The organism is Aquabacterium sp. TM01, from assembly GCF_057808345.1.
This window is the reverse complement of the sequence record NZ_AP046529.1, coordinates 85,152-108,971: the sequence shown is the minus strand read 5'-3', so window position 1 is coordinate 108,971 and position 23,820 is coordinate 85,152. Positions and strand designations below refer to the sequence as shown.

17 protein-coding genes are annotated in these 23,820 nt (G+C 68.1%); 9 read left to right on the top strand and 8 right to left on the bottom strand.

Annotated elements, in window-relative coordinates:
- Nucleotides 1-24: 24 nt before the first annotated feature.
- On the bottom strand, nt 25-2,244 hold the full coding sequence (priA, locus tag AC3WW4_RS00680; protein ID WP_488826415.1) for a replication restart helicase PriA: 2,220 nt from the start codon (nt 2,242-2,244) through the stop codon (nt 25-27).
- A gap of 922 nt (nt 2,245-3,166) precedes the next feature.
- On the opposite strand from priA, the gene AC3WW4_RS00675 reads away from it, so the two are divergent.
- Both AC3WW4_RS00675 and AC3WW4_RS00670 read left to right on the top strand, forming a co-directional pair.
- Complete coding sequence (locus AC3WW4_RS00675; RefSeq protein ID WP_488826414.1) at nt 3,167-3,379, top strand: hypothetical protein; 213 nt, start codon at nt 3,167-3,169, stop codon at nt 3,377-3,379.
- Between the two features lie 58 nt (nt 3,380-3,437).
- On the top strand, nt 3,438-4,505 hold the full coding sequence (locus tag AC3WW4_RS00670; protein WP_488826413.1) for a CE1 family esterase: 1,068 nt from the start codon (nt 3,438-3,440) through the stop codon (nt 4,503-4,505).
- Between the two features lie 54 nt (nt 4,506-4,559).
- Here AC3WW4_RS00670 and AC3WW4_RS00665 read toward each other — a convergent pair whose 3' ends face one another.
- From AC3WW4_RS00665 to AC3WW4_RS00655, 3 genes are read right to left on the bottom strand one after another with little or no spacing between them, the layout of a single operon-like run.
- On the bottom strand, nt 4,560-5,099 hold the full coding sequence (locus AC3WW4_RS00665) for an SET domain-containing protein (protein WP_488826412.1): 540 nt from the start codon (nt 5,097-5,099) through the stop codon (nt 4,560-4,562).
- Nucleotides 5,100-5,139: 40 nt separating this feature from the next.
- Nucleotides 5,140-6,453 carry a class I SAM-dependent methyltransferase gene (locus AC3WW4_RS00660; protein ID WP_488826411.1) on the bottom strand — a complete coding sequence of 438 codons (1,314 nt, stop codon included), beginning with the start codon at nt 6,451-6,453 and terminating at the stop codon, nt 5,140-5,142.
- 11 nt (nt 6,454-6,464) lie between these two features.
- The gene (locus tag AC3WW4_RS00655) at nt 6,465-7,454 is read right to left on the bottom strand and encodes a ProQ/FINO family protein (RefSeq protein ID WP_488826410.1); all 990 of its coding nucleotides are present in this window, start codon (nt 7,452-7,454) and stop codon (nt 6,465-6,467) included.
- A 178-nt stretch (nt 7,455-7,632) separates the two neighbouring features.
- Here AC3WW4_RS00655 and AC3WW4_RS00650 point away from each other — a divergent pair, with 178 nt between their 5' ends.
- Nucleotides 7,633-8,577: an alpha/beta hydrolase fold domain-containing protein gene (locus AC3WW4_RS00650; protein WP_488826409.1), complete on the top strand. Its 945-nt coding sequence runs from the start codon at nt 7,633-7,635 to the stop codon at nt 8,575-8,577.
- A gap of 69 nt (nt 8,578-8,646) precedes the next feature.
- Here AC3WW4_RS00650 and trhP read toward each other — a convergent pair whose 3' ends face one another.
- Both trhP and AC3WW4_RS00640 read right to left on the bottom strand, forming a co-directional pair.
- Complete coding sequence (gene trhP / locus AC3WW4_RS00645; RefSeq protein ID WP_488826408.1) at nt 8,647-10,023, bottom strand: prephenate-dependent tRNA uridine(34) hydroxylase TrhP; 1,377 nt, start codon at nt 10,021-10,023, stop codon at nt 8,647-8,649.
- A 58-nt stretch (nt 10,024-10,081) separates the two neighbouring features.
- Nucleotides 10,082-12,229, bottom strand: coding sequence for a sensor domain-containing protein (locus tag AC3WW4_RS00640; protein ID WP_488826407.1), 2,148 nt, complete (start codon nt 12,227-12,229; stop codon nt 10,082-10,084).
- 113 nt (nt 12,230-12,342) lie between these two features.
- Between AC3WW4_RS00640 and AC3WW4_RS00635 the strand changes: the two genes are divergently transcribed.
- A complete protein-coding gene (locus AC3WW4_RS00635; RefSeq protein WP_488826406.1) occupies nt 12,343-15,312 on the top strand; it encodes an EAL domain-containing protein in 2,970 nt (989 codons plus the stop codon).
- 18 nt (nt 15,313-15,330) lie between these two features.
- On the opposite strand, the gene AC3WW4_RS00630 is transcribed toward AC3WW4_RS00635, so the two are convergent.
- A complete protein-coding gene (locus AC3WW4_RS00630; protein WP_488826405.1) occupies nt 15,331-16,251 on the bottom strand; it encodes an MBL fold metallo-hydrolase in 921 nt (306 codons plus the stop codon).
- Between the two features lie 92 nt (nt 16,252-16,343).
- On the opposite strand from AC3WW4_RS00630, the gene AC3WW4_RS00625 reads away from it, so the two are divergent.
- Genes AC3WW4_RS00625 through gph form a run of 3 tightly spaced genes read left to right on the top strand, consistent with a single transcriptional unit; the run spans nt 16,344 to nt 18,749 of the window.
- Nucleotides 16,344-17,162, top strand: a complete 819-nt coding sequence (locus AC3WW4_RS00625) for a motility protein A (protein WP_488826404.1) — start codon at nt 16,344-16,346, stop codon at nt 17,160-17,162.
- 13 nt (nt 17,163-17,175) lie between these two features.
- Complete coding sequence (locus tag AC3WW4_RS00620; protein ID WP_488826403.1) at nt 17,176-18,030, top strand: OmpA family protein; 855 nt, start codon at nt 17,176-17,178, stop codon at nt 18,028-18,030.
- Nucleotides 18,027-18,749 (top strand): phosphoglycolate phosphatase, encoded by a 723-nt coding sequence (gene gph / locus AC3WW4_RS00615; RefSeq protein ID WP_488826402.1) that lies wholly within the window; start codon nt 18,027-18,029, stop codon nt 18,747-18,749. The genes AC3WW4_RS00620 and gph overlap by 4 nt, the downstream gene beginning before the upstream one ends.
- Nucleotides 18,750-18,777: 28 nt before the next feature.
- Here the strand turns inward: gph and AC3WW4_RS00610 are convergent, their stop codons facing one another.
- Complete coding sequence (locus tag AC3WW4_RS00610) at nt 18,778-19,431, bottom strand: chalcone isomerase family protein (protein WP_488826401.1); 654 nt, start codon at nt 19,429-19,431, stop codon at nt 18,778-18,780.
- A gap of 339 nt (nt 19,432-19,770) precedes the next feature.
- On the opposite strand from AC3WW4_RS00610, the gene trpE reads away from it, so the two are divergent.
- Both trpE and AC3WW4_RS00600 read left to right on the top strand, forming a co-directional pair.
- Nucleotides 19,771-21,249 (top strand): anthranilate synthase component I, encoded by a 1,479-nt coding sequence (trpE, locus tag AC3WW4_RS00605; protein ID WP_488826400.1) that lies wholly within the window; start codon nt 19,771-19,773, stop codon nt 21,247-21,249.
- A gap of 137 nt (nt 21,250-21,386) precedes the next feature.
- Complete coding sequence (locus AC3WW4_RS00600) at nt 21,387-23,654, top strand: putative bifunctional diguanylate cyclase/phosphodiesterase (protein ID WP_488826399.1); 2,268 nt, start codon at nt 21,387-21,389, stop codon at nt 23,652-23,654.
- The last annotated feature ends 166 nt before the right edge of the window (nt 23,655-23,820 follow it).

Below are 23,820 nucleotides of genomic sequence, written 5' to 3'. Positions count from 1 at the left end.
GTCGCGATGCGGGCCGGTGCTGCGTCAGATCGACAGCGGATCGACGTCCACCGCCCAGCGGATCAGCCCGCTGCGGCGGTGCTGTTGCGCCAGCATGAACCAGGTGGTTTGCGCGGCCGATAAAAAGCGCTGCAAGGGCATGCGCTGAGCGCTTTCGATCATCAACTGCGCCCGTTCGACATTGGCCACGCGCTGCACGGGTGTGGGCACCGCCGGATAGAGGGTGACGCCCACGGCCTGGGCTTCGGCCATCACGGCCTGCGCAGCCGCCTCCAGAAAGGCCTGGGTGGCTTCCTGCGTCTTGCCCTCGGCGCGCAGCATGGCCAGGTGGGCAAAGGGCGGCAGGCCCGCCATCTCGCGCTCCTTGAGCTGCTGCGCGGCAAAGTCGGCAAAGTCGTATTTGCGCAGCGCCTGGTAAAGCGGGTGCATGGGGTGCCAGGTCTGCACCCACATCTCGCTGTGGCCGGCCACCTTGGCATCGCGCCCGGCCCGGCCTGCGGCCTGCAGCAGCAAAGCAAACTGACGCTCAGCGGCGCGGAAGTCGCTGGCAAACAAGGCGGCATCGGGGTTGATCGCCGCCACCAGGGTGATGCGCCGGAAATCGTGCCCTTTGGCCACCATCTGGGTGCCCACCAGCACGTCCACCTCCCCGGCGTGCACGCTGGCCAGTTGTTCTTCGAGCGCGCCCTTGTGGCGGGTCACATCGGCATCGATGCGGCCCACGCGGGCGCCAGGCAGCGCCTCGGCCAGTTGCTCTTCCAGGCGCTCGGTGCCCCGGCCCACGGGGGCGATGTCCTGGTTGCCGCAGTCCGGGCAGGCCCGTGGCACACGCTCGGAAAACCCGCAGTGGTGGCAGCGCAGGGTGCGGTCGGCCTTGTGAAAGACGCGCCAGGCGCTGCAGTGCGGGCAGCCGCTCTTCCAGCCACAGTCGCTGCAATGGAGCACCGGCGCGTACCCCCGGCGGTTGAGCAGCACCAGGCTTTGCTCGCCGCGCTCGACGCGCTGGGTGATGGCCGCAAGCAGCTCACGCGCAAACGGGGGCTGGTCCTGGCCCATGGTGGGGCGCAGCAGGCGCGACTGGTCGAGCAGGCGCACCTGGGGCATGTCGCCCGCGCCGATGCGCGACGGCATGACCAGGCGCACGTAGCGGCCGGCGCCGCCTTCGGCCACGGGCAGCGCGTTGTACCAGCTCTCCAGGCTGGGCGTGGCCGAGCCCAGGATGATGGGCACCCGCTCCTGCTTGGCGCGGTAGATGGCCAGGTCGCGGGCGGAGTAGCGGGCGCCGTCTTGCTGCTTGTAGCTGGGGTCGTGTTCTTCGTCGACCACGATGAGGCCCAGGCGTGGCAGCGGCGTGAACACCGACAGGCGCGTGCCCAGGATCAGGTCCGCACGGCCCGTGTGCGCCATCAGCCAGTTGCGCAGGCGCTGCGCCGGCGTCAGGCCGCTGTGCAGGGAAACGATGCGCCGGCCTGCAAAGCGTTCGGCCACGCGCGTTTCCAGCTGGGGCGTGAGGTTGATCTCGGGCACCATCATCAGCACCTGCTGGCCCGCATCCAGCGCCCGTTGCGCTTGGCGCAGGTAGACCTCGGTCTTGCCGCTGCCGGTGCTGCCCCACAGCAGATAAGGCTGGTCGCCGCCCTCGGCCAGGCGCGCGAGCACGACCTCCTGCTCGGCGGTCAAGGTCGGGAGCATGGGCGTTGGCAGGGGCTCAGGTACGGTCGCCAGCGCAGGCGACGTGGCCTCATCTGCCCCAACCGATGACGCGCTCGGCTCAGACGCGCTGGCCGCCTTGGCGCGAGCCCGCTTGGGCTTGGCCGGCGGAGGCGTCACCGCCTTGTCCAGACGCTTGAGGCGACGCTCCCACTGGGTCGCATCCAGCTGACGCAGCTCGGGCGGCAGCACCATCAAGGCCATTTCGCCCAAGCTGCGCTGGTAATACGCAGCCGCAAAGCGCACCAGTTGGCGCCAGGCGGGTGGCAGCGGCGGCAAGCCGTCGAGCACCTCGGCCACTTCCTTGAGCTGGGCCGGGTCCACCGTGGCCTCGGGCGCCACCTCGTCGGCACCCCACCACACCACCCCGGTGACCACCCGCCGTCCGAAGGGCACGCGCACCAGGGTGCCCGCCGGCAAAGGCCGATCGCACAGATAGTCCAAGGGCCCCCACAGCCCCGCGTGCTGGGGGGCCTCCACGACCACGCCCAGGCGGCACAGAGGAGGACGGTCAGAGGGGGCGGAGGCAGGCATGAGGGGCGTCAAGGTGCCTGAGATTCTGACAGATGCCTGAACTTGCGACCGCAAGTGCTTGATTCTTCATGGGGTTGGGACGCTTGCCCTCGAGTTGTGGATAACTTTGTGGGGAATTCAGACCTACCACAGTCCCGGGTGCCTCATAACGGGGCGTGACGTGCATGCACCCCCTGTTGTGCACCAAGCCGGGTTGTTCATATGAATCAATAACTTAGATGGGTGTCGCATTTTTTTCACGCAGTGAAGAGGGTGTCCGGATGTCCGCTCACAGCCAGCCCTCAGGATGGGGATAACTTTGTTCGATTTGTGCAAAACCCGGGATTGTCCCAGTTGTTGGCACACCGGACTGCGTCGGTCACCCGTGCTCGCATGGCGGATCACCTTGGGGGAGTCGGACAGCGTGACGCGCAGCCTTCCTCACTTGCCGGAAACACCCAAAGTGCCACTCGACAAGGGCGGTGTAAGTCCTTGATTCATAAGCGCCTCCCACTTGCCCACAAAATCTGTGGATAACTTTGTGGGCAAACCTTGCACAGGTGCGCCAAGTGCTTGTCAGATCTGCCCTTCGGCCCGGCTGCCGCAACTTGCATCAAAACCTGATATGCAATATGAATCAATGGGTTACGACGCAACTACGTGATTCATGAGGCATCTTGACGCGCCCCAGCGTTCACGTCACCCGTTCGCACTTTTGTGGGGATAACTGACGGCGGTTAACACAGAACCCGCCCTGATTCGGGGCAAAAATGGCTGTGGTTTTGTGCTACTGCGGTGTGGTGCCACCGCAAACCAGGGGGGGGTAAACCTTACCTATACGTCAAGACGCTTCCAGAGCATGTATGCTTGTCCATGTGCCCGTTCTGGTCGCCTTTTGACCCATCTGAGGCGCCCTTCATCATTTTTCTTTGTGAGACACGCAATGAGCTTCTCGATTGAATCCAAACTCGGCGACCTGCTGGACAACGAAACCACCAAGGCCATCCTGGAAAAGCACCTGCCCGGCATCTCCACTCACCCGCAAATCGCGATGGGCAAGGGTTTCGCGCTGTCGATGGTCGCCAAGTTCTCTGGCGGTCTGATCACCGAAGACCTGCTGGCCAAGGTCAACGAAGAGCTGAGCGCGCTGAGCTGATCACGCTGGATCGCTTCTTCGCATCCGCGAATGCCAGCCTCCTTCGGGAGGCTTTTTCATGCCCGCATGGCCGCAGGCCCGCGAGCACAAGGACCTGCCCATGCGATGCCAGATGGTCGTACCCCTGCTGCTGGCCTGGATCGGATGCCTGGGACTCAGCCCCGGCGCCGTCGCGTCCGACGTCACGGGCTGGCGTGCCCGCCTTCAGGCGCAGCGTGAGCATCCGGCCCCCTTGCCGGCCTTGACCGCGCCGGGCACCCACCGCGTCGAGTTGCGGCACGATGGGCTCACGCGCCACGCGCTCGTTCACTTGCCGCCGGGCTTTCGCCCCGGTGCACCCACGGCGGTGGTGCTGGCCTTCCACGGGGGCGCGGGCGATGCGGCCTACATGGCCGATGACGCACGCTACGGTCTCATCTCCCTGGCCGATCGGGAGAACTTTGTCATCGTGTTCCCCAGCGGCTACAGTCGTTTTCCGCGCGGCAAGCTGGCGACCTGGAACGCCGGCGACTGCTGCGGCGACGCCCGTGACCGGCAGATCGATGACGTGGGCTTCGTGCGCGCCCTGCTGCAGCAACTCGGGCGGCAGATCCCGATCACGCCCCAGCGCACCTTTGCCATGGGCATGTCCAATGGGGCGATGATGAGCTACCGGCTGGCCTGCGAGATGTCGGACGCCTTCCGGGCCATTGCCGCGGTCGCCGGCACCGAGGCGGTGTCCCAGTGTCGGCCCACCCAGCCGGTGGGCATCCTTCATATCCATGCCCGCGACGACACGCATGTGCGCTTTGACGGCGGGGCAGGCCCCGATGCCTTTCGGGACGCCCGCCAGGTGATGGACTTCGTGTCGGTGCCGACCACCGTGTCGCGCTGGGTGGCGCGTCAGCATTGCGCCCCCACCGCACGCCGCACACTGGAGGTGGCCGGCGCCTACTGTGAGAGCCACACGGGCTGCGAGGGCGGTGCCGAAGTGAAGTTGTGCGTCACCACCAGCGGCGGCCATGCGTGGCCGGGTTCGCCGGGCGCCCGGCTGGGTCGCAAGCCGCCGCCTTCGCAAGCCCTCTCGGCCAATGCGCAGGCCTGGGCGTTTTTCCAGGCTCAGGCCCAGGCAGCGCGGCCGCGCTGAAGGCCAAGGCGGGCGTCAAGCCGATCTGCTGTATGCCGGTCGAAACGGGCCCGCTCAGAGCCGGCCTTGGCAGCCTGGGGCGCCGCACCGGCAGGTGAGCCGTCCGGCGTGGTGGGTTTCGCCGTAGCGCGCGGTGAGCTCTTCGCCCGCGTCGATGTCCCGCAGGGCGTAGAAGGCCACCCGGCCTTGCTGCACCTTCAGCACCATATTGGGCAGGCAGGAATGGTTGGCGAAGCGCAGCGGATCGGTGGAGGCGGTGGCATCCACCGCGCGCTTGTCGGAAATCGCCACCATGAAGATGCGGCCCGAGGTCTTCTCCGCCAGACGCGCGCGGCGACGGGCTTCGGCCAGGTCCACGAACTCGCCGCGCATTTCACCAATCTTGCGGCGCGCCGGGATGGCTTCACCCGCAAAAGCGCCCTGGCCGTCGATGGTGCTGGGGCCCACCGTCACCTTGAATTTTTGTGGGTCGGCCGGCTGGCCGCGGGAGGCCGTGCCTGGCTGGGAAACGCCCGACGCAGGCAGCGCCAAGGCAGGCACCCCCTCGGTGGTCGAGGGGGGCGTAGCCGGGATCACAGGTCGAAGTATGGGCATGGGAGCAGCGCCATCGAGAAAGCGGGGGGCGCGACCGCGCTCAGGCCGGCAGCAGGCCATCGGCCCGCAGCAGCTGCTCCAGGCACTGCTCCTGGATGCCGTAGAAGGCCTTGATGTCCTGGATCTGGCGCACGACTTCTTCGGACGAGGTGGCCTTGGCGCGTTTGACCGCCAGGATCATCTTGTTCTTGTTGGTGTGCTCCAGCGAGATGAACTCGAAGACCTGGGTGTCGTAACCGGCGGCATCGAGCAGCAGGGCGCGCAGGCCGTCGGTGAGCATCTCGGCTTCCTGGCCCAGGTGGATGCCGTGCTGCAAGATCGGGCGCAGCGGGTGCGGGCTGAGCAGCTGGGGGCGGATCTGCTTGTGGCAGCAGGGCGAGCACAGGATGATGTCGGCCCCGGCGCGGATGCCCAGGTGGATGGCATAGTCGGTGGCCACGTCGCAGGCGTGCAGCGCGATCATGACGTTGAGCGCAGCCGGGTGGTAGTCACGCACATCACCCTGCTCGTAGTCCATGCCTTCGAGCTTGAGCTTGCCGATGACGCGCTGACACAGCTTGACCAGATCGTCGCGCAGCTCCACGCCGGTGACGCGGGCATCGCGGTGCATCGTGTGGCGAAGCCAGTCGTGGATGGCAAAGGTCAGGTAGCCCTTGCCCGAGCCGAAGTCCACCACGTGGATGGGTTCCTGGTCACGCGGGGGCTGGCCCAGGGGCGAACGCGCCAGCGCGGCGGCGAAGACCTCGATGAACTTGTTGATCTGCTTCCACTTGCGCGACATGGCGGGGATGACCTGCCCCTGCGCATCGGTGACGCCCAGCTCCCGCAGGAAAGGGCGCGACTGGTCGAGGAAACGGTGTTTGTCGCGGTTGTGGCCGCTGGTGAGCGGCGTGGGGGCGGCGACGGCCGCTGGTGTGCCGGGCGCCCCCGACTCGGCCGGGCGGGTGGCCTCGGCGTTCGAGGGCTTGCCCACGCGCACGCTGGCCTTGCCCTTTTTGCTGAAGGCCAGTTGCACCTCCTCGGTGGGGGTGTGCAGGTGGGCGTTGCGAAAGGCACCTTGCCCGAGCCAGCCGGCCAACAGCGCCAGGGCGTCGGGCACGGGCAGGTTCTTGGTGATGTCCTTGGTGGGGAAACGCAGCAAGAAGCTCAGATGCGGCTGATCGCGCAGCCGTACCGGGCGCACCATCACACGCTGCAGGTTCGCCCCCAGCTCGTCGATGTCGGGCACGCCACCCTGGTAGGCCACCAGCACCAGCTGTTGCAGGTGGCCGCTGGCCTCGGCCTGGCGCAGCAGGTCGGCAAAGCGCGCCAGGTGCGGCGCGTTGAACTCGGTCACATCGCGGTCCGCAGCCATGGGCGCTCCGCTCACGAGGTCTTGCGCGGGGGGCGGTTGTCCGGACGGCCGCCTTCGCGACCACCACCTTCACGTCCACCGTCACGGCGAGGACCACGGCCTTCGCGCGGGGCACCCTCGGCACCCGGGGCACGGGGACCACGACCTTGCCCTTCACGCGGGCCGCCACGGTGTTCGCCACGCGGGGCATCGCGGTGATCGCGACGGCCTTCCGGGCGTGGACGCAGGGCGTCTTGCTTGGCTTCCTCGCGGGCCTGGGCCAGGATGGCTTCGAGCGCGTCGGGGGCAATGCCCTTCAAGGCGCAGAAGTTGGCGGCCGTCAGGCGGGTGGTGTCGAAATCGCGCAGCAGCTGAGCGCGGTTGCGCCGCTCTTGATGGGCCTGCTGGTCTTGCTGCTGGGCGGCACGTTCTTGCTTGCGCGCTTCGCGGTGGGCGTCACGCTGGGCCTGGATGGCTTCTTCGCGACGGGCCTTGGTGAGGGCACGGCGGCGCGTCAGCTCCTCGGTGGCCACCTGACGGTGCTCTTCGGTCAGCTCGCCAGCCGGCTGGCCGTCCAGATCGAAACGCTGGGTGCCTTGGGAGACCGCCGTCAGGTAAGACGTGGTGCCCGTGTGGCGACGGAAGAAGGCCGACAGGGCCTGCTTGCTGAACTCGCCCGGAGCACGCTCCTGGATGTCGACCTGGATGCGCAGCTTGAACGGCTTGGCCGGACCCTTGAACAGGGCGGGGAACAGCTCGGCCAGGCGCGCGCCGGTGGCGGCGGGCGAGATGTCGGCCTTGGCGGCGGGGGCTTCGGCTGTGGCCGCGTCGGCCGGTGCTTCTGTGGCCTCGGGGGCATCGGGGGCTGCCTCGACCACCTCGGAGGCAGGCTCGGCAGACGTCACCGGCGCAGGCGCGGCTGGCACCGCGGTGGCATCGACCGCGGTGGTGGCAGGGGCTTGGGCTTCGGTGGCGGCCTGAGCGGCAGCTGAATCGGCAGGAGCCGAAGGAGTCGAGGACATGGGTCGGACGCAGTGAGACGAAAGGGTCTATTGTCGCCGGTCTGGGCGATTTCAGCCAGCCATGGCCCCCGAACGGGCTGGTCACGGCCCGTGGGGCGCCGGGGAACATCCCAGTGGACGCCCGCCCGGTGGGATGCCAAAGTGGGTGTTTTGACCTTCTGGAAGTGCCCCCTTGACCGTGCCCTGGTCTGACCTTGCTGCCCGCCCGACTTGGACCTGGCCCCTGCCCGTGGTGCTGCTGGCTTTGCGCCTGATGGGGCGCCGGCACCGCTTCACCAGTGCCGAGGCCTTGCGCGCGGCCGTGGTGACCGACCGCCGACAGACACGGGTCGAGCCGCCTGCGGCCGTGGCGCGCCGGTTTCGGGCCACGGACCGGCGCCTCGGCGCCCACCGTTGCCTGACCCTGACGCCGCCCAGCGTGCGCCACCCGGCCCAACTCACCTATGTGCACGGCGGTGGCCATGTGACCCAGATCAGCCCCTATCACTGGCGCTTACTGGGGGGATTGGCCGAGGCGGTGGGCTGCACCGTGCATGTCCCGCTTTACCCGCTGGCGCCCGAGCACGCCCACCCCGCGGCCTTCGCGATGCTGGACGCGCTGTATGCCGAGCAGGTGGCGCAGCATGGCGCCGAGCATTGCGTGTGGATGGGCGACTCGTCGGGCGGTGGGCTGGCGCTGGTGATCGCGCAGCGGGCTGTGGCCCAGGGGCTGCCTGCGGTGCGGGACCTCATCCTGATCTCCCCCTGGCTGGACCTGGCCTTGAGCGATCCGGAACTGCCGACGCTGGCCACCACCGATCCGTGGCTGGACCTGCCCGGCATGGCCGCGGCAGCGCAATGGTGGGCCGGTGGCGACGACCCGGCGGCACCTCACCTGAGCCCGGTCAACGCCCCGCTGGAGGGCCTGCAACGACTCCATGTGTTCATGGGCACGCGCGACCTGCTGTGGCCGGCCAGCCGGCGGCTGCTGGCGCGGGCGCAGGCAGCCGGGGTGGCGATGACGCTGCACGAGGCGCGCGACATGATCCACGTGTGGCCGCTGCTGCCGATTGCGCAGGCGCGGCCGGCGATCCAGGCGATGAGCGACCTGATCCGCACTCCGGCCGCAGAAGGAGGGGCATGAGGCCTGTCGCTTGGGCGAGCTGGCGTCCTGCGCGTTCGGCTCACCGGCCCGATGGTGGGTTGCCGGGACTCAGGCGGCCTGGGGCAGGCGGCGCGCCAGCAGGGCGCCACGGTAGCGCTCGTCGAGCGGCACGCGCACATGCAGCGGGCTGCCCGGCGCGGCGGTGATGGGCTCGCCATCGAGGTTGCGCATCTCGGCCAGCACCATCTCGACATTGCCCGAGGGGTGGATGACCTCCAGCGTGTCGCCCACGTCGAAGCGGTTTTTCACCACAACCTCGGCCCAACCGCCGTCGATGCCCTGCACCTCGCCCACGAACTGGCTGCGCTGGAACTGCGAGTGGCCGGTGATGTAGTTCTGGTAGTCCTGGGCCGGGCGGCGCTCGAGCAGGCCGCCGGTGTAGCCGCGGTTGGCCATGCCTTCGAGCTGCAACAGCAGGTCGGGGTTGAAGGGGCGGCCGGCCACGGCGTCGTCGATGGCGCGGCGGTAGACCTGGGCCACGCGGGCCACGTAGTACAGCGACTTGGTGCGGCCTTCGACCTTGAGCGAGTCGATGCCGATCTTGGCCAGGCGCTCGACGTGCTCGACGGCGCGCAGGTCCTTGGAGTTCATGATGTAGGTGCCGTGCTCGTCTTCCATGATGGGCATCAGCTCACCGGGGCGGCCGGCCTCTTCCAGCAGGTAGACCTGGTCGGCGGCGGGGTGGCGCTGGCCATTGCCACACGCGGAAAACGCTTTCTCGGCGCTTTCCTGCTCTTGGGCGAAGTTGAAGTCGCCCTCCAGCTGGATGGGGATGACCTCGCCGGTGTCGCTGGCCTGCACGCCCTCGTGGGTCTTGTACTCCCAGCGGCAGGCGTTGGTGCAGGTGCCCTGGTTGGGGTCGCGGCGGTTGAAGTAGCCCGACAGCAGACAGCGGCCCGAGTAGGCAATGCACAGGGCGCCGTGCACGAACACCTCCAGCTCCATGTCGGGGCATTCCTGGCGGATCTTCTCGATCTCGTCCAGGCTGAGTTCGCGCGACAGGATGATGCGCTCCACGCCCAGCTTTTGCCAGAACTTGACCGTGGCGTAATTGGTGGTGTTGGCCTGCACCGAGAGGTGGATGGGCACCTCGGGCCACTTTTCCCGCACCAGCATGATCAGACCGGGGTCGGCCATGATCAGGGCATCGGGCTGCATGGCGATGACGGGCTCGATGTCGCGCAGGTAGGTGCGCACCTTGTCGTTGTGCGCGATCAGGTTGCTGGTGACATAGAGCTTCTTGCCGCGCGCGTGCGCCTCCTGGATGCCTTGCTGCAACTGTTCCAGACGGAACTCGTTGTTGCGCGCACGCAGGGAGTAGCGGGGCTGGCCGGCGTAGACGGCATCGGCACCAAAGTCGTAGGCGGCGCGCATCTTTTCGAGCGAGCCGGCGGGCATCAGCAGTTCAGGGATCGGTCGGTTCATGATGGCTGGTATTGTCCGGCCAAGCCTCGCACCCGCCAAGGGGCGGACAGCCCCGCACTCAGGTATGAGGGCTGCGCGCGATCACGCCGCCACCCGCCAGCATCTCGCTGAGCGCGGCCTCGGTCACCGGGCGCGAGATCAGGTAACCCTGGAACTCGTCACAGCCCTGGCAGCGCAGGAAGTCGAACTGCGCCTGGTTCTCCACGCCCTCGGCGACCACGCGCTTGCGCAGGCTCTGGCCCAGCGAGATGGCCGCACGCGCGATCAGGGCGCCTTCCTCCTCGCGTTCGATGTCGGTCACCAGGGAGCGGTCGATCTTGATGATGTCCAGCGGAAAACTGCGCAGGTAGCTCAGCGAGGAGTAGCCCGTGCCGAAGTCGTCCATCGCCAGGCTGAAGCCGTGGTGCTTGAAGGCGCGCAGGCTGTCGATCGCCCCCTGGCTGTGGTCCAGGAAGACGGTTTCGGTGATCTCCAGCTCGATCAGTTGCGGCGCGATGCCGGCCTCGCGCGCCAGCCCCAGCACGTGGCTGACGATGTCGGCGCTCATGAACAGGCGGGCCGAGAGGTTGACCGCCACCTTCAACTGCGGCTCGCCGGGGGCGTTCCAGCGCCGGGCCGCGGCAAAGGCCTGGCGCAGGATGACGGTGGTCAGCGGGGCGATCAGGCCGGTTTCTTCGGCGATGGGGATGAAGCGATCCGGCCCGATGGGGCCCAGGGTGGGGTGGTGCCAGCGCGCCAGGGCCTCCACGCCGACGATGCGGCGGCGGTGTTCGACCTTGGGCTGGTAGTGCACATGCAAGGCATCGCTGTCCAGCGCCTCGCGCAAGGCGGCCTCCAGGTGCAGGCGCTCTTCGGCCATGCGGTTGAGGTCGCGCGTGAAGAACTGGAAGTTGTGGCGGCCGCGGTCCTTGGCGGCGTACATGGCGATGTCGGCGTGGCGCAGCAGGCTGGCCGCATCTTCGCTGTCATCGGGGTAGAGGGCCACGCCCAGGCTGGCGCCCACCTGCAGGCTGCGCCCGCACAGAGAGATGGGCTGGTGGATCTGGTGCAGCACGCGCTCGAGCAGCGAGATGATGGTGCTGACGTGGTAGTGGTCGTTGAGCACCAGCACGAACTCGTCGCCGCCCAAACGTGCCACCGTGTCGGACTGGCGCAGGCAGGCGCTCAGGCGCCGCGCCACCTCTTGCAGGAGATGGTCACCGGCCGCATGGCCCAGGCTGTCGTTGACGAACTTGAAGTGGTCCAGGTCAATGAAGACCACGGCCAGGTAATAGCCCAGGCGTTGCGCGCGTGCCAGGCCTTGCGAGAGCCGGTCGCCCAGCAGCACGCGGTTGGGCAGGCCGGTGAGCAGGTCGTGGTTGGCCTGGCGCTCCAGCTGCTCCTGGTAGTGCCGGCGCTCGGAGATGTCCTGCACCGTGCCTTCATAGCAGATGAACTCGCCCTGCGCGCCGCGCACGATGTGGGCGTTCTCGGAGATCCACATGCGCGAGCCGTCGTTGCGGTACACCTCGGACTCGAAGTTGCGCACCGAGCCGTGGGTTTCCATCATGCGGCGAAAGGCCTCGCGGCGGCCGGGCAGCACATACAGGCGCCGCCCGATGTCGGAGAGGTCGGTGATCAGCTCCTGCGGGGTGGTGTAGCCGTACAGGCGCGCCAGCGCGGGGTTGGCCGCCAGGTAATGGCCCTCGCGGGTGGTCTGGAAGATGCCTTCGGAGGCGTGCTCGAAGATGCTGCGGTAGCGCAGCTCGGCCTGCTGCAGGGCTTCCAGCGTGGCACGCTGCTCGGTGATGTCTTCGATGAAGCCCTCGATCACCGTGCTGCCTTGCTCGTCGGCCACGGGTACGCCGCGCTCCAGCACCCATTTGGGCTCGCCCTCGCGAGGCAGGATGCGGTACTGCTGGGCAAAGCGTCGGCCCGTGCGCACGGCCTCGTCGATGGCGGCGCGCACGCGGGCGCGGTCGTCCGGGTGGGTGAGCTGCTCCCACGAGATGCAGGCCGAGGCCACCAGCTCGGCCGGCGTGTAGCCGCTCAGCGCCGTGCACCCCTCGCTGACGAAAATCATCGTCCACTGAGCGTCATGCCCGCAGCGGTAGGCCATGCCGTCGAGGTTGTTGACCAGGGTGTCGAGCACGCGGGCGCGGTCCAGCACCTCACTGGAGAGCAGGCTGGGCAGGTGGGGGCGGTCAGGGAAGGCAAGCAGGGACACGGTCACAAGGTCAACAAGGTGCGGTGCCCAGACACAGCAAGGGGCGTGCCGCACCCATTTGGTGCGCACGAAGTCCCCCCCGCACCCGGCGCATTGCTTGCAGAATATGGAACATGCACAGCTTCTCCCCTCTCGCTCCGGATGACACCCACTGGAAACACGCGCCCGAAAGCGCCGGTGATGGCGTCTGGGACTGGGCGATCGACACCGACACCATCGACTTGAGCCATGGGGTTGGTCCCATCTGGCCGCATGTGCTGGCGCATGCGGAGGTTTTGCGCGGCCCTCGCAGCGAGATTTGGGCCCCGCACATTCACCCGGAGGACCGCGAGCGGGTCGAGGCGTCCCTGCGCGCGCACCTGGCCCAGCAGACCGCCCACTACCATTGCGAATACCGGCTGTGCCAACCCAACGGCCAGGCGCGCTGGGTGCTCAGTCGTGGCACCGTGGTCGAGCGCGATGCGCAGGGCCGGCCCCGGCGCATGATCGGCACGCTCACTGACATCCACTGGCGCAAGCATGCGGAACAGTTCGAGCAGTTTCGCAGCCGGATCCTGGAGATGCTGGCGGGCGGCGAAGACCTGCCCACCGTGCTCGACGCCATCGTGCGAGGCGTGGAGCAGCTCGACATCTCCGCGTTGTGCAGCATCCTCTTGCTCGATCCCGACGGCGTGCACGTGCGCCACGGCGCCGCGCCGAACCTGCCGGCCTTCTACAACCAGGCCATCGACGGCGTGGCCATCGGCCCGAACACGGGCTCGTGCGGGACGGCCATGTACACCGGCGAACGCGTGATCGTGGCCGACATCCAGCAGCACCCCTATTGGCAGGACTACAAGGGCCTGGCCGCTCAGGCCGGGCTGGGGGCGTGCTGGTCGCAACCGGTGCGCGCGGCCTCGGGCAAGGTGCTGGGCAGCTTTGCGATTTACCACCGACAGGCCCACGCCCCTCAGGAACAGGACATCCAGCTCATCGAGCAGACGGCCCGCCTGGTGAGCATCGCCATCGAGCGCAAGGAGGCCGAGGAGCGCCTGCACCTGGCCGCCAGCGTGTTCACCCACGCCCGCGAGGGCATCATGATCACCGCCCCGGACGGCGCGATCATCGACGTCAACGACGCGTTCACCCGCATCACGGGCTATCCACGCGGGGAGGTGATTGGCCGCAAACCCAGCCTCCTCAAATCCGGCCGCCAGGACCGGGCCTTCTACGCCGGCATGTGGCAGGCCCTGACGCACAAGGGGCACTGGCAAGGGGAGGTGTGGAACCGACGCAAGAACGGCGAGCACTATGCCGAGATGAAGACCATCAGCGCCGTGCGCGATGCGCAGGGCGGGGTGCGGCAGTATGTGGCGCTGTTCTCCGACATCACCGTGCTCAAGACCCACGAGGAGCAGCTGCGGTACAGCGCCCAGCACGATGCCCTGACCGGCCTGCCCAACCGGGTGCTGCTGGGCCAGCGCCTGGACGCGGCCATGGCCCAGGTTCGTCGCAGCGGACAACGCCTGGCCGTGCTCTATCTGGACCTGGACGGCTTCAAGGACGTCAACGACCGCCATGGCCACGATGTGGGCGACCAGCTGCTGATGGCCCTGGCCGTGCGCATGCGCGATGTGATGCGCGAGGGCGACACCTTGGCGCGCCTGGGCGGTGATGAGTTTGTGGCGGTGCTGCACGGCCACGATGAATCCGACTCGCACAGCTGGCTAGCAGCCGTGAACCGCGTACTGGCCGCGGCAGCGCAGGCCGTGCCGGTGGGTGCCTTGAGCCTGCAGGTGTCGGCCAGTGTGGGCGTGACCACCTTTCCGCAGACGGAAGAGGTGGACGCCGACCAGTTGCTGCGCCAGGCCGATCAGGCCATGTACCAGGCCAAGCTGCTGGGCAAGAACCGCTTCCACGTGTTCGATGCCGAGCAGGACCGCAGCGTGCGCGGCCACCACGAGAGCCTGGAGCACATCCGTCAGGCCCTGGCCCAACACGAGCTGGTGCTGCATTACCAGCCCAAGGTGAACCTGCGCACCGGCCGGGTGATCGGCGCCGAGGCCCTGATCCGCTGGCAGCACCCGGAGCGTGGTTTGCTGTCACCGGCAGCCTTCCTGCCCGTGATCGAGGACCACCCGCTGGCCATCGAGGTGGGGGAGTGGGTGATCGACACCGCCCTGTCGCAGATGGCCGCCTGGCGTCGACAAGGCCTGGACCTGCCGGTCAGTGTCAATGTGGGCGCGCGGCAGTTGCAGCAGGGCGATTTCGTCGAGCGCCTGCGGACCTTGCTCGCCGCCCATCCGCACACCCGCCCGGGCGATCTGGAGCTGGAGGTGCTGGAGACCAGCGCCCTGGGCGACCTGGCTCGCATCTCCCTGGTCATTGAATCCTGCAAGGACCTGGGCGTGGGCTTTGCCCTCGACGATTTCGGCACCGGCTACTCCTCGCTGACCTACCTCAAGCGCCTGCCGGTGGACCTGCTCAAGATTGACCAGAGCTTCGTGCGCGACATGATGGACGATCCGGACGATCTGGCCATTCTGGAAGGCATCCAGGGCCTGGCCAAGGCCTTCCACCGCCAGGTCATTGCCGAGGGCGTCGAAACCGTGGACCACGGCGAGATGCTGTTGTACCTGGGCTGCGAGCTGGCCCAAGGCTATGGCATTGCCCGCCCCATGCCCGCCGACGCCCTGCCAGACTGGGTGCGCGCGTGGCAGCCACACCCGCGCTGGCAGGCCGTCAGCCAGGTCGCCCACGACGATGTGCCGCTGATGGTGGCCTTTGTGAAGCACCGCGCCTGGGTGCAGGGGGTCGAGCGCTTCCTGCGCCAGGAGCGCGATGTCCCGCCCCCCTTGAACGTGCACCACTGTGACCTGGGGCGCTGGATGGCCCAGGGCCTGTGGCAGACGCTGACCACCGAGGCACAGCGGGCGGAGATGAACGCCTTGCACCATGAGATCCATGCCCTGGCCGAGACGCTGTGCGACCTGCACGCCCTCGGCCGCACGGCCGATGCCCTGGCGAGGCTGGGCGAGTTGCTGGCGATGCGCGACCGGATGATGGCGCAACTCCAAGGCCTGCGCCGGCATCCTGCCGCCTGAGCGTGGCAGCCGCTCGCCTCAGCCGGTGCGGGCGATCAGCAGCCCGTCCTGCCAGGCGGCCACGCCCGAGCGCACCAACTGATCGGCCAGTCCCGCGGCCAGCGACGCCACATCGTCCGACAGATGCGCCTGCAAGCCCGCCATGGCGTCGCGCGACGCTTGCACGACGCCTGTGAGGTCGGTCCGTGTCATCCGACGGGCCTCCAGCAGCTTGAAGGCCAGCAGCACCTTGAGCGCGTGCTCGGTGTGGCGCTGCGGCTCGTCTCTCAGCCACTGCAGGCGTGAGCGCGCGGCGACCAGCGACGGCGCCACCTCGTGAAACGGCGCGCCATGCCCGGGGATGACCCAGCGTGGATCCAGGTCGGCAATCAGGTCGAGCGTGGCCGCCTGTTCGGCAAAGCCCGACACTCCAGCCAGCTCCGGAAAGATCACGCCAAAGCTCTTTTGCCACAGCGCATCGGCCGAGGCCAGCATGCCCAGGCGATCGCACCACAGCATCACCATCGCGTGGTCATGACCCTGGGCCGGCAGCACGGTCCAGTCCTCGCCGCCCAGGCGCAGGGTGTCGTGAGGCTGAAAAACGTGGTCGGGGTGAAAACGCGGGCACAGTTGGCTGGTGGCGCGGTAGCTCAGGCGGTCTTCGTCCCACGCGGCCACGGCCTCGTGCTCGCCCGGCGGAATCCAGATGGCGCAGCCATGGCGAGCTTGCAGCAAGGCGTTGCCGCCCGCGTGGTCGGAGTGCAGGTGGGTGTTGACGATGCGCCGCAAGGGACGGTCTTCGAGTGCCGCATCGATCAGGCGCAGCGTCTCGTCGCCCTCGGTCACATAGCCCGTGTCCACCACGGTCGCGCCATCCTCGTCCAGGCACAGCAGCTGGTTCGACGACAGCCAGCCACGCTCGATCACCCGCAGCGCGGGGCTGGGCCAGGTTGGGGACATCTCGGGATACACCTCCTGCCGCCCAGTCTGCCTCAAAGGCTGGCACGCTACACTCGGATTCGTCCCCATTTCCTTGGCACGCGAGCGCGCGCATGCCTCCCCGCATGAACCCCTCTGGCTTGATCGGCATCCTCGCCACGGTGATCTTCCTGGCGATCATGGTCCTGTTCGGTGCCGACAGCCCCATGCGCTTTGTCGACCCGGTGGGCCTGGCCGTGGTCGTGGGCGGCACGCTGGCGGCCACCTTCATGAGCTACCCGCCCGGCGAGGTGCTGCGCAGCTTCCGCCTGGCCTCCACCGCGCTGAAGCAGGAGCGCCTGCACAGCGCCCAGCACATCGAAGAGCTGGTGCACATCTCGCGCCTGTGGATCCGTGGCGAGCTGCAGGCGGTCGAGAAGGCGCTGAGCACCGTCACCAACCCCTTCCTGCGCACCGGCGTGCAACTGGTCATCGACCGCACGCCCGACGAGTACATCCAGGACCTGCTGCACTGGCGCATGCTGCGTCTGCAGCAGCGCGAAGCCGCCGAGGCCCAGATTTTCAAGGTGATGGCCACCTACGCCCCGGCCTTCGGCATGCTGGGCACGCTGCTGGGACTGATCAACCTGATGGACCTGCTGGGCGCCGGCGACGTCAAGGGCATTGGCGTGCAGCTGGGCATCGCGCTGCTGACCACGCTCTACGGGGTGATCCTGTCCAACATGGTGTTCAAGCCCCTGGCGCTGCGCCTGGAGCGCCGCACCGAACGCCGGCTGGCGCTGATGAACATGATCTTGGAGGGCATCTCCATGATGAGCGCCGGCCACAGCCCGGGGCTGATGCGCGAGACGCTCAAGTCCTTCGTGGCCCAGATCGACGACGAGCTGTCGGACGCCCGCAGCGGCCCCCAGACGGCGTCCCGCCCGCGCTGAACACCGCCTTGTGATGACGACGCCCCCCTTGTTCGAGGTCCCCGAGACACCCGCGAGGTCCGCCGCACCGCCGTCCCCCGACGCGCTCGCGGCCGAGGGCTCGCAGATGCTGTGTCCACCCGCCCCGCCGACACAGCCGGGCGTGCAAGCCGCAGCGGCCAAGACCTCGCCCGTCAGCACGCGCTGCCGCTTCGGACGCTGGCACCTCAAGCCCACGGTGGAAGGCGAAGAAGAAAGCTGGCTGCTGACCTACCTGGACGTCATGACCCTGTTGCTGGTCATGATGGTGGTGATGCTGGCCTTTGCCAAACCTTCCGCCGAGGACCGTGGCACCAGCGATGGCCCCGGCGGCCCGGCCGCCCCCCGTACCCAGGCCCCGCTGAGCCTGCGCCCCCAGCTCAACCAGCTGGTCCAGCCGCGTGAGAAAGACCCGCTTGCCGGCCTGCCGCTCGACCAGCTCGGCGACGGCGTGGAAGTGGTGGTCAGCGACGGCGTGGTGAGCTTTCGCATCAGCAGCGAGATGCTCTTTCCGTCTGGCCAGGCCGACCTGATCGGCCCCGGCGCCGAGATGCTCGCCACCCTGGTGCCGGCGCTCAACGCCATGCCCAATCAACGCATCGTCGTCGAAGGGCACACCGACGACGTGCCCATCCGCAACGAACGCTACCCTTCCAACTGGGAGCTCTCCAGCGGCCGCGCCGGCAGCGTGGTGCGCCAGCTCATCGCCCTGGGCGTGGCACCCGAGCGCATCCGCGCGACCGGCTTTGCCGACACCCGTCCCCTGCAGCCCAACGACAGCGAGGCCCACCGCGCCGCCAACCGGCGCGTGGAGCTGGTGCTGGAAACCGTGACCTCCGCTCCGAAATGACCTTGTCCGCCGCTTCCGCCACGTTGATCTTCCACGCCGCCATCATCGACCTCGACGGCACGATGGTCGACACCCTGGGCGACTTCGTCGTTGTCCTGCACCACACCCTGGCCGACTTGGGCTGCCACCCCATCGAGATCGCTCGGGTGGACCGCGCCTTCGTCGAACTCACCGTGGGCAAAGGCACCGAAGACCTGCTGCGCCGCACCCTGGCCCACGCCTGGGGCCTGCCCGACGACGACCCCGAGGCCGCCGCGGCCGTGCCCGAAGCCTGGCAGCACTACCAAGGCCACTACACCCGCCTCAACGGCCTGCACTCCGACGTGTATCCCGGCGTGCCCGAGGGCCTGGCGCAATTGCGCGCCCTGGGCCTGCCCCTGGCCTGCCTCACCAACAAGCCCACCGCGTTTGCCGAGCAACTGCTCGAACGCAAGGGCCTGCGCGCGCACTTCCAGCATGTGTTTGGGGGCGATGCGTTTGCGCGCAAAAAGCCCGATCCGCTGCCCCTGCTCAAAACCTGCGAAGCCTTGGGGACGTCACCCGCGCACACCGTCATGGTGGGCGACTCCAGCAATGACGCGCAGGCTGCGGGCGCGGCCGGCTGCCCCATCATCCTCGTCACCTACGGCTACAACCACGGCCACCCCATCACCGAGGTGCCCGCCCTGGCCCACGTCGACCGGCTCGATGCCGTGCCCTGGTCCCGCTGGCAGGCTTGAGGCGCTCAGGGCCTGAGGGCGCGGGGGCTCACTCCAGCGCGCTCAGCACCGGTTGCGCCTTGTGGTCCAGCAAGGCATTCTTCAAGTCGGTCGTCGTCGGCTGATCTCCCAGCCACACCTTGAGGATGGCCGGGAAAAACTGCGGATCCTGGATCGCGGCGCCCACCGGCTCGTCATTGACCAGGAACACCGTGCCCCGCTCCGGCATGTAGGCGATCGTGAACACATCCTGCGCACTGAGCCGCCTCATCCGCGAAAACTGCTCGCCCATCGCACGGATGGCCGGAATCAGGCTAAAGAACTCCTGGCGACTGCAGTTGTGCTCGATCCCGCGGGTGATCAGCTTGCCCAACTCGTCCACCCGCATGCTGCGCAGCAACACGAAGCGCAGCTGCTTGGGGCCGCTTTGGGCCAGCACCTCCGGGGTCTGGTGCACCTTGGCGGGCAAGTACAGCCCCACGGTGTACAGCTTGACCAGGGCGCGGTAGGCCACGCCTGTGCCATTGAGGCTCAGCTCACGGCCCTCCACGTTCAGGCTGGGTGCATAGCGCACCCCGAACGCATCGGCCGACTGGGCCTGCACGGCGGGGGGGCTCAGCAGGGCCATCGTCACGCAGGCGCCCAGGCAGCCCCGCATCAGGGCGGCACCCAGGCGTTGACCAACATTGGCAGGCAGTGACATGGCGGTACAGCAGAGTTCGGGACAGGGGATTGTTGATCGCCGGCCGTAGCAGAGGAAAGGTGGTTTGCCCTTGCCGCAAATCAGGGGGAGACTGCTGGCACCCCCTCACTTCGGGGTCCCACCCCGCTGCTACACTGATCCGATGTTCATCTCACGCAAACAGACCAAAGGTCCGCACGACCGGGGAGCTTGGCCCTGGCGTCGCTGCACTGCACCTGACTGAAGCAGCGCACCCCTGCCCTGACCGGGTCTTTGGGTGTCGCTGACCGCTGTTTGCCTGTCCCCGGCGCCGTGCCATCGCGCACCGCGTCGATGCGGGCCCCCACCGAGATCACACCCATGCTGACCGAACACGACTTCCACGCCCTGGCGGCCCAAGGCCACAACCGCATCCCCCTGGTCGCCCAGGCTCTGGCCGACCTCGACACCCCCCTGTCGCTCTACCTCAAGCTCACCCAGGGCCGGCCCCTGAGCTTCCTGCTCGAGTCGGTGGTGGGGGGCGAGCGCTTCGGCCGCTACTCCTTCGTCGGCCTGCCGGCCCGCACCCTCTTGCGCGCCACCGACCGCCAGGTCGAGGTCGTCACCGACGGCCAGGTGGTCGAAACCTTCCAGGGCAACCCGCTCGACTTCATCGCCACCTACCAGCAGCGCTTCAAGGTGGCCGTGCCTCAAGGCCTGCCGCGTTTCTGCGGCGGCCTGGCCGGCTACTTCGGCTACGACACCGTGCGCCTGATCGAGCCGCGCCTGGCCCAGCGTCCCAGCACCCCCAGCATCGGCACCCCGGACATCCTGCTGCTGCAGTGCGAAGAGCTCGCCGTCATCGACAACCTCGCTGACCGCCTCTTCCTCATCGTCTATGCCGACCCGTCTCAGCCCGGCGCCTACGCCCGTGCCCAGGCCCGCCTGAGCGAGCTGCAAGCCCGCCTGCAAACCGTCGTGCCCGTGCCGCCGGTCGCGCCCACCGAGTCCTTCCCGGTCGAGCGTCACTTTGCCAAAGACGACTTTGAGGCCGCGGTCCTCAAGTGCAAGGACTACATCGCTGCGGGTGACTGCATGCAGGTCGTCATCGGGCAGCGCCTGCAAAAGCGCTTCACGGCCTCGCCGCTGACGCTCTACCGTGCGCTGCGCTCGCTCAACCCCAGCCCCTACATGTACTACTACGACATGGGGGACCACCATGTCGTCGGCTCCAGCCCCGAGATCCTGGTGCGCCAGGAAAAGAACAAGGACGGCAGCCAGACCGTCACCATCCGTCCGATCGCCGGCACCCGCCCGCGCGGCGCCACGCCCGAGCAGGATGTGAGCAACGAAGCCGAACTGCTGGCCGACCCCAAAGAGCGCGCCGAGCACGTCATGCTGATCGACCTGGCCCGCAACGACATCGGCCGCATCGCCCAAACCGGCACCGTCAAGGTCACCGAGGCCTTCGGCATCGAGCGCTACTCGCACGTCATGCACATCGTCAGCAACGTCGAGGGCACCCTCAAAGACGGCATGACGGGCCTGGACGTGCTGCGCGCCAGCTTCCCCGCCGGCACCCTCAGCGGCGCCCCCAAGATCCGCGCCATGGAGATCATCGACGAGCTCGAGCCCGTGCAGCGCGGCGTCTACGGCGGTGCGGTGGGTTATCTCAGCTTCGCCGGTGACATGGACGTGGCCATCGCCATCCGCACCGGCGTCATCAAGGACCAGACCTTGTACGTGGCCGCCGGCGCCGGCGTGGTCGCCGACTCCGTGCCCGAGCTCGAATGGAAAGAAACCGAAGCCAAGGCCCGCGCCGTGATCCGCGCTGCCGAGATGGTCGAGCAGGGTTTGTGAGCACAATGTCCTGATTCGGGGCGGTGTGTGGCCGCTTTGTCTCAGTGAAAGTCGGGGGGGCGGGCTGCCCAGGCGTCTGGCAGGATAGGGCTCCATCTCCCTCTGGGTTGCCTGTCGGGCAGCGCACTGCATCGGTCGTGCTTCACGTCTTTTCCGTCTACATCGCTGTCACCGTGGCCACCGGCCTGGCTTTGCTGCTGGTGTGGCGTCACGACCGCAAACAATCGTTCACCGCACTGCTGGGCCTGTCCCATCTGATCTGGACGGCCTACCCGCTGTCCTACCTGGCCGCCCGTCAGCCCGATGTCACCTGGAAGGTGATCGGCCTGATGGGGCTGTCGGTCGTGCCCTCCCTGTGCCTGATCCTGATGGTCAAGGGCATCGGCCTGTTCTCCGGGCGCCATGTTTCGCGTCGCCACCTGCAGGTGCTGTTCGTGCTGCTGCTGCTGGCCCACGGCGCCCTCATGGGCCACGACATGAGGCTGGCCCAGGCCGGCTCGGCCACCATCAACATCACCATCAGCCTCATCGTGGCCAGCTGGCTGCGCAGGCAAGGCCCGGGTGAGCGCTTCACCGGGATCCTGTTGGTGCTGGCGGGCATCAACCAGTTCAACTTCGTGTTCCAGCCCGGCGACGCCGGCGCCATGACCCAGACCGCCGTGGCCACCGTGCTGCGGCTGATGCTGGCCATGTCCCTGATGTACGCCGCGCTCACTCGTTCGGCCGAAGCGGGCCGGCGGGTGCGTGACCGCTTCTTCCAGCTCACCGATCGCTCACCGCAAGGCGTGGCCGTGGTCATCGCCGACCATGTGGTCTACGTCAACCCTGCCTTCCAGAGCATCTACGGCATGGACCGGGTCGAGCAGTCGCCACGGGTGTTCTCGCCCGAGTGGCTGAACCTCACCACGCCCCTGGCTGCACGCAAACCGATCCAGCAGTTGCTCTCGCAGGTGAACAACGGCTCCCTGCCGCTGGCCGAGTGGGAAGGCGAACGCACCTCGCTCGATGGCCGCCGGCTCTACCTGCGCTACAAGGCCTGGAATGTGGAGTGGGACGGCGAGCGCGCCTTGCAGGTGGTCGTCTCCGACGACACCGCCCAGCACGAGGCCGCCCGCGCCCTCATGTGGCACGCCACCCACGACGAGCTCACCGGCCTGCTCAATCGCAGCGCCCTGTTGCAGCGTCTGCGCGAGCTCTACGACAACGTCGAGCAGCCCGCCTTTGCCCTCATCCTGCTCGACGTCGACCGCTTCAAACTCTTCAACGACGCCCATGGCCCGGCAGTGGGTGACGAGGTCCTCAAGGCGCTGTCCGCCCAGCTTCTGGCCACCCTGCGCGATCGGGCCGACCTGATGCGCCTGGGTGAGGACGAGTTCGCCCTCCTGCTGGTCGATCCGGACACCGAGGCGGCGGCGCGCCAACTCACCGAGGACATCCAGGCCCTGCTGACCCAGCCCCTCACCCTCAGCGCGCACCGTTTCTTCCTCGACGTGTCCATGGGTGTGGCCCTGCACCCTGGCCCCGCCACCAGCCCCTACGCCTTGCTGCAGGCTGCCAACGCCGCCATGCTCGACGCCAAGCGCCTGCCTGGCACCTCGGTGCAGTGGGCCACCGAGGTGCCGCGCAACGGCCTGGCCGCCTTCTTCGACGCCGAGCAGGCCCTGCGCGCCGGCTTCGAGAAAGACGAGTTCGTTCTGGTCTACCAACCCAAGGTGGCCGCCGAAGGGCACCGCCTCGTTGGCTTCGAAGCCCTGGTGCGCTGGGACCGCCCCGGCGTCGGCCGCATCAGCCCGCTGGACTTCATCCCCGCGGCCGAGCGCAACGGCCTCATCGTGCCCCTGGGGGCCCTCATCCTCACCCAGGCCTGCCGCCAGATGGCGCAGTGGCGTGAGCAAGGCCTGCCGCTGGTGCCCGTGGCGGTCAACGTCTCACCCCTGCAGCTGCTGGACGCCGATTTCCCGGCCGCCGTCATGAACACCCTGGCGCAGTTCCAGCTGCCGCCCCAGTGGCTCACCCTCGAGATCACCGAAACCGCCGCCGTCGCCCACATGGACCAGGCCCGCGAGCAGATCAGCCAGCTGCGCCAGCAGGGCGTCGATGTGGCGCTCGACGACTTCGGCACCGGTTTCTCCTCGCTCAACATGCTGCGCAGCCTGCCGCTGCACACCGTCAAGATCGACCGCAGCCTCATCGACCCCATGCCCGAGCCGCACGCTGTCGCTGTGGTCAAGGCCATCTGCGACCTGGCGGCCGTGCTCGACCTCGACGTCGTGGCCGAAGGGGTCGAAACCGCTGCGCACGCGCAAGCGGCCCGCGAGTCCGGCTGCCACGCACTGCAGGGCTACCACTTCGCCCGCCCCCTGGATGTCCCGGACGCCACACAGTGGTTGCGGGCCCACGGCTGAGTCCTGGCCGCCTGGCTGGGGCCCATGTAGAATGGTTTCCATGCAGCAACCCTCGGATCTCTTTCGCCTGAATGCCCGTTGGTGGCGGTGACGCCAGCCACACTGCATGACCCTGCGCGCGCGGCACCCCACCGCAGCTGACGCCTCCAAAGGGTCTCCGAGGGGG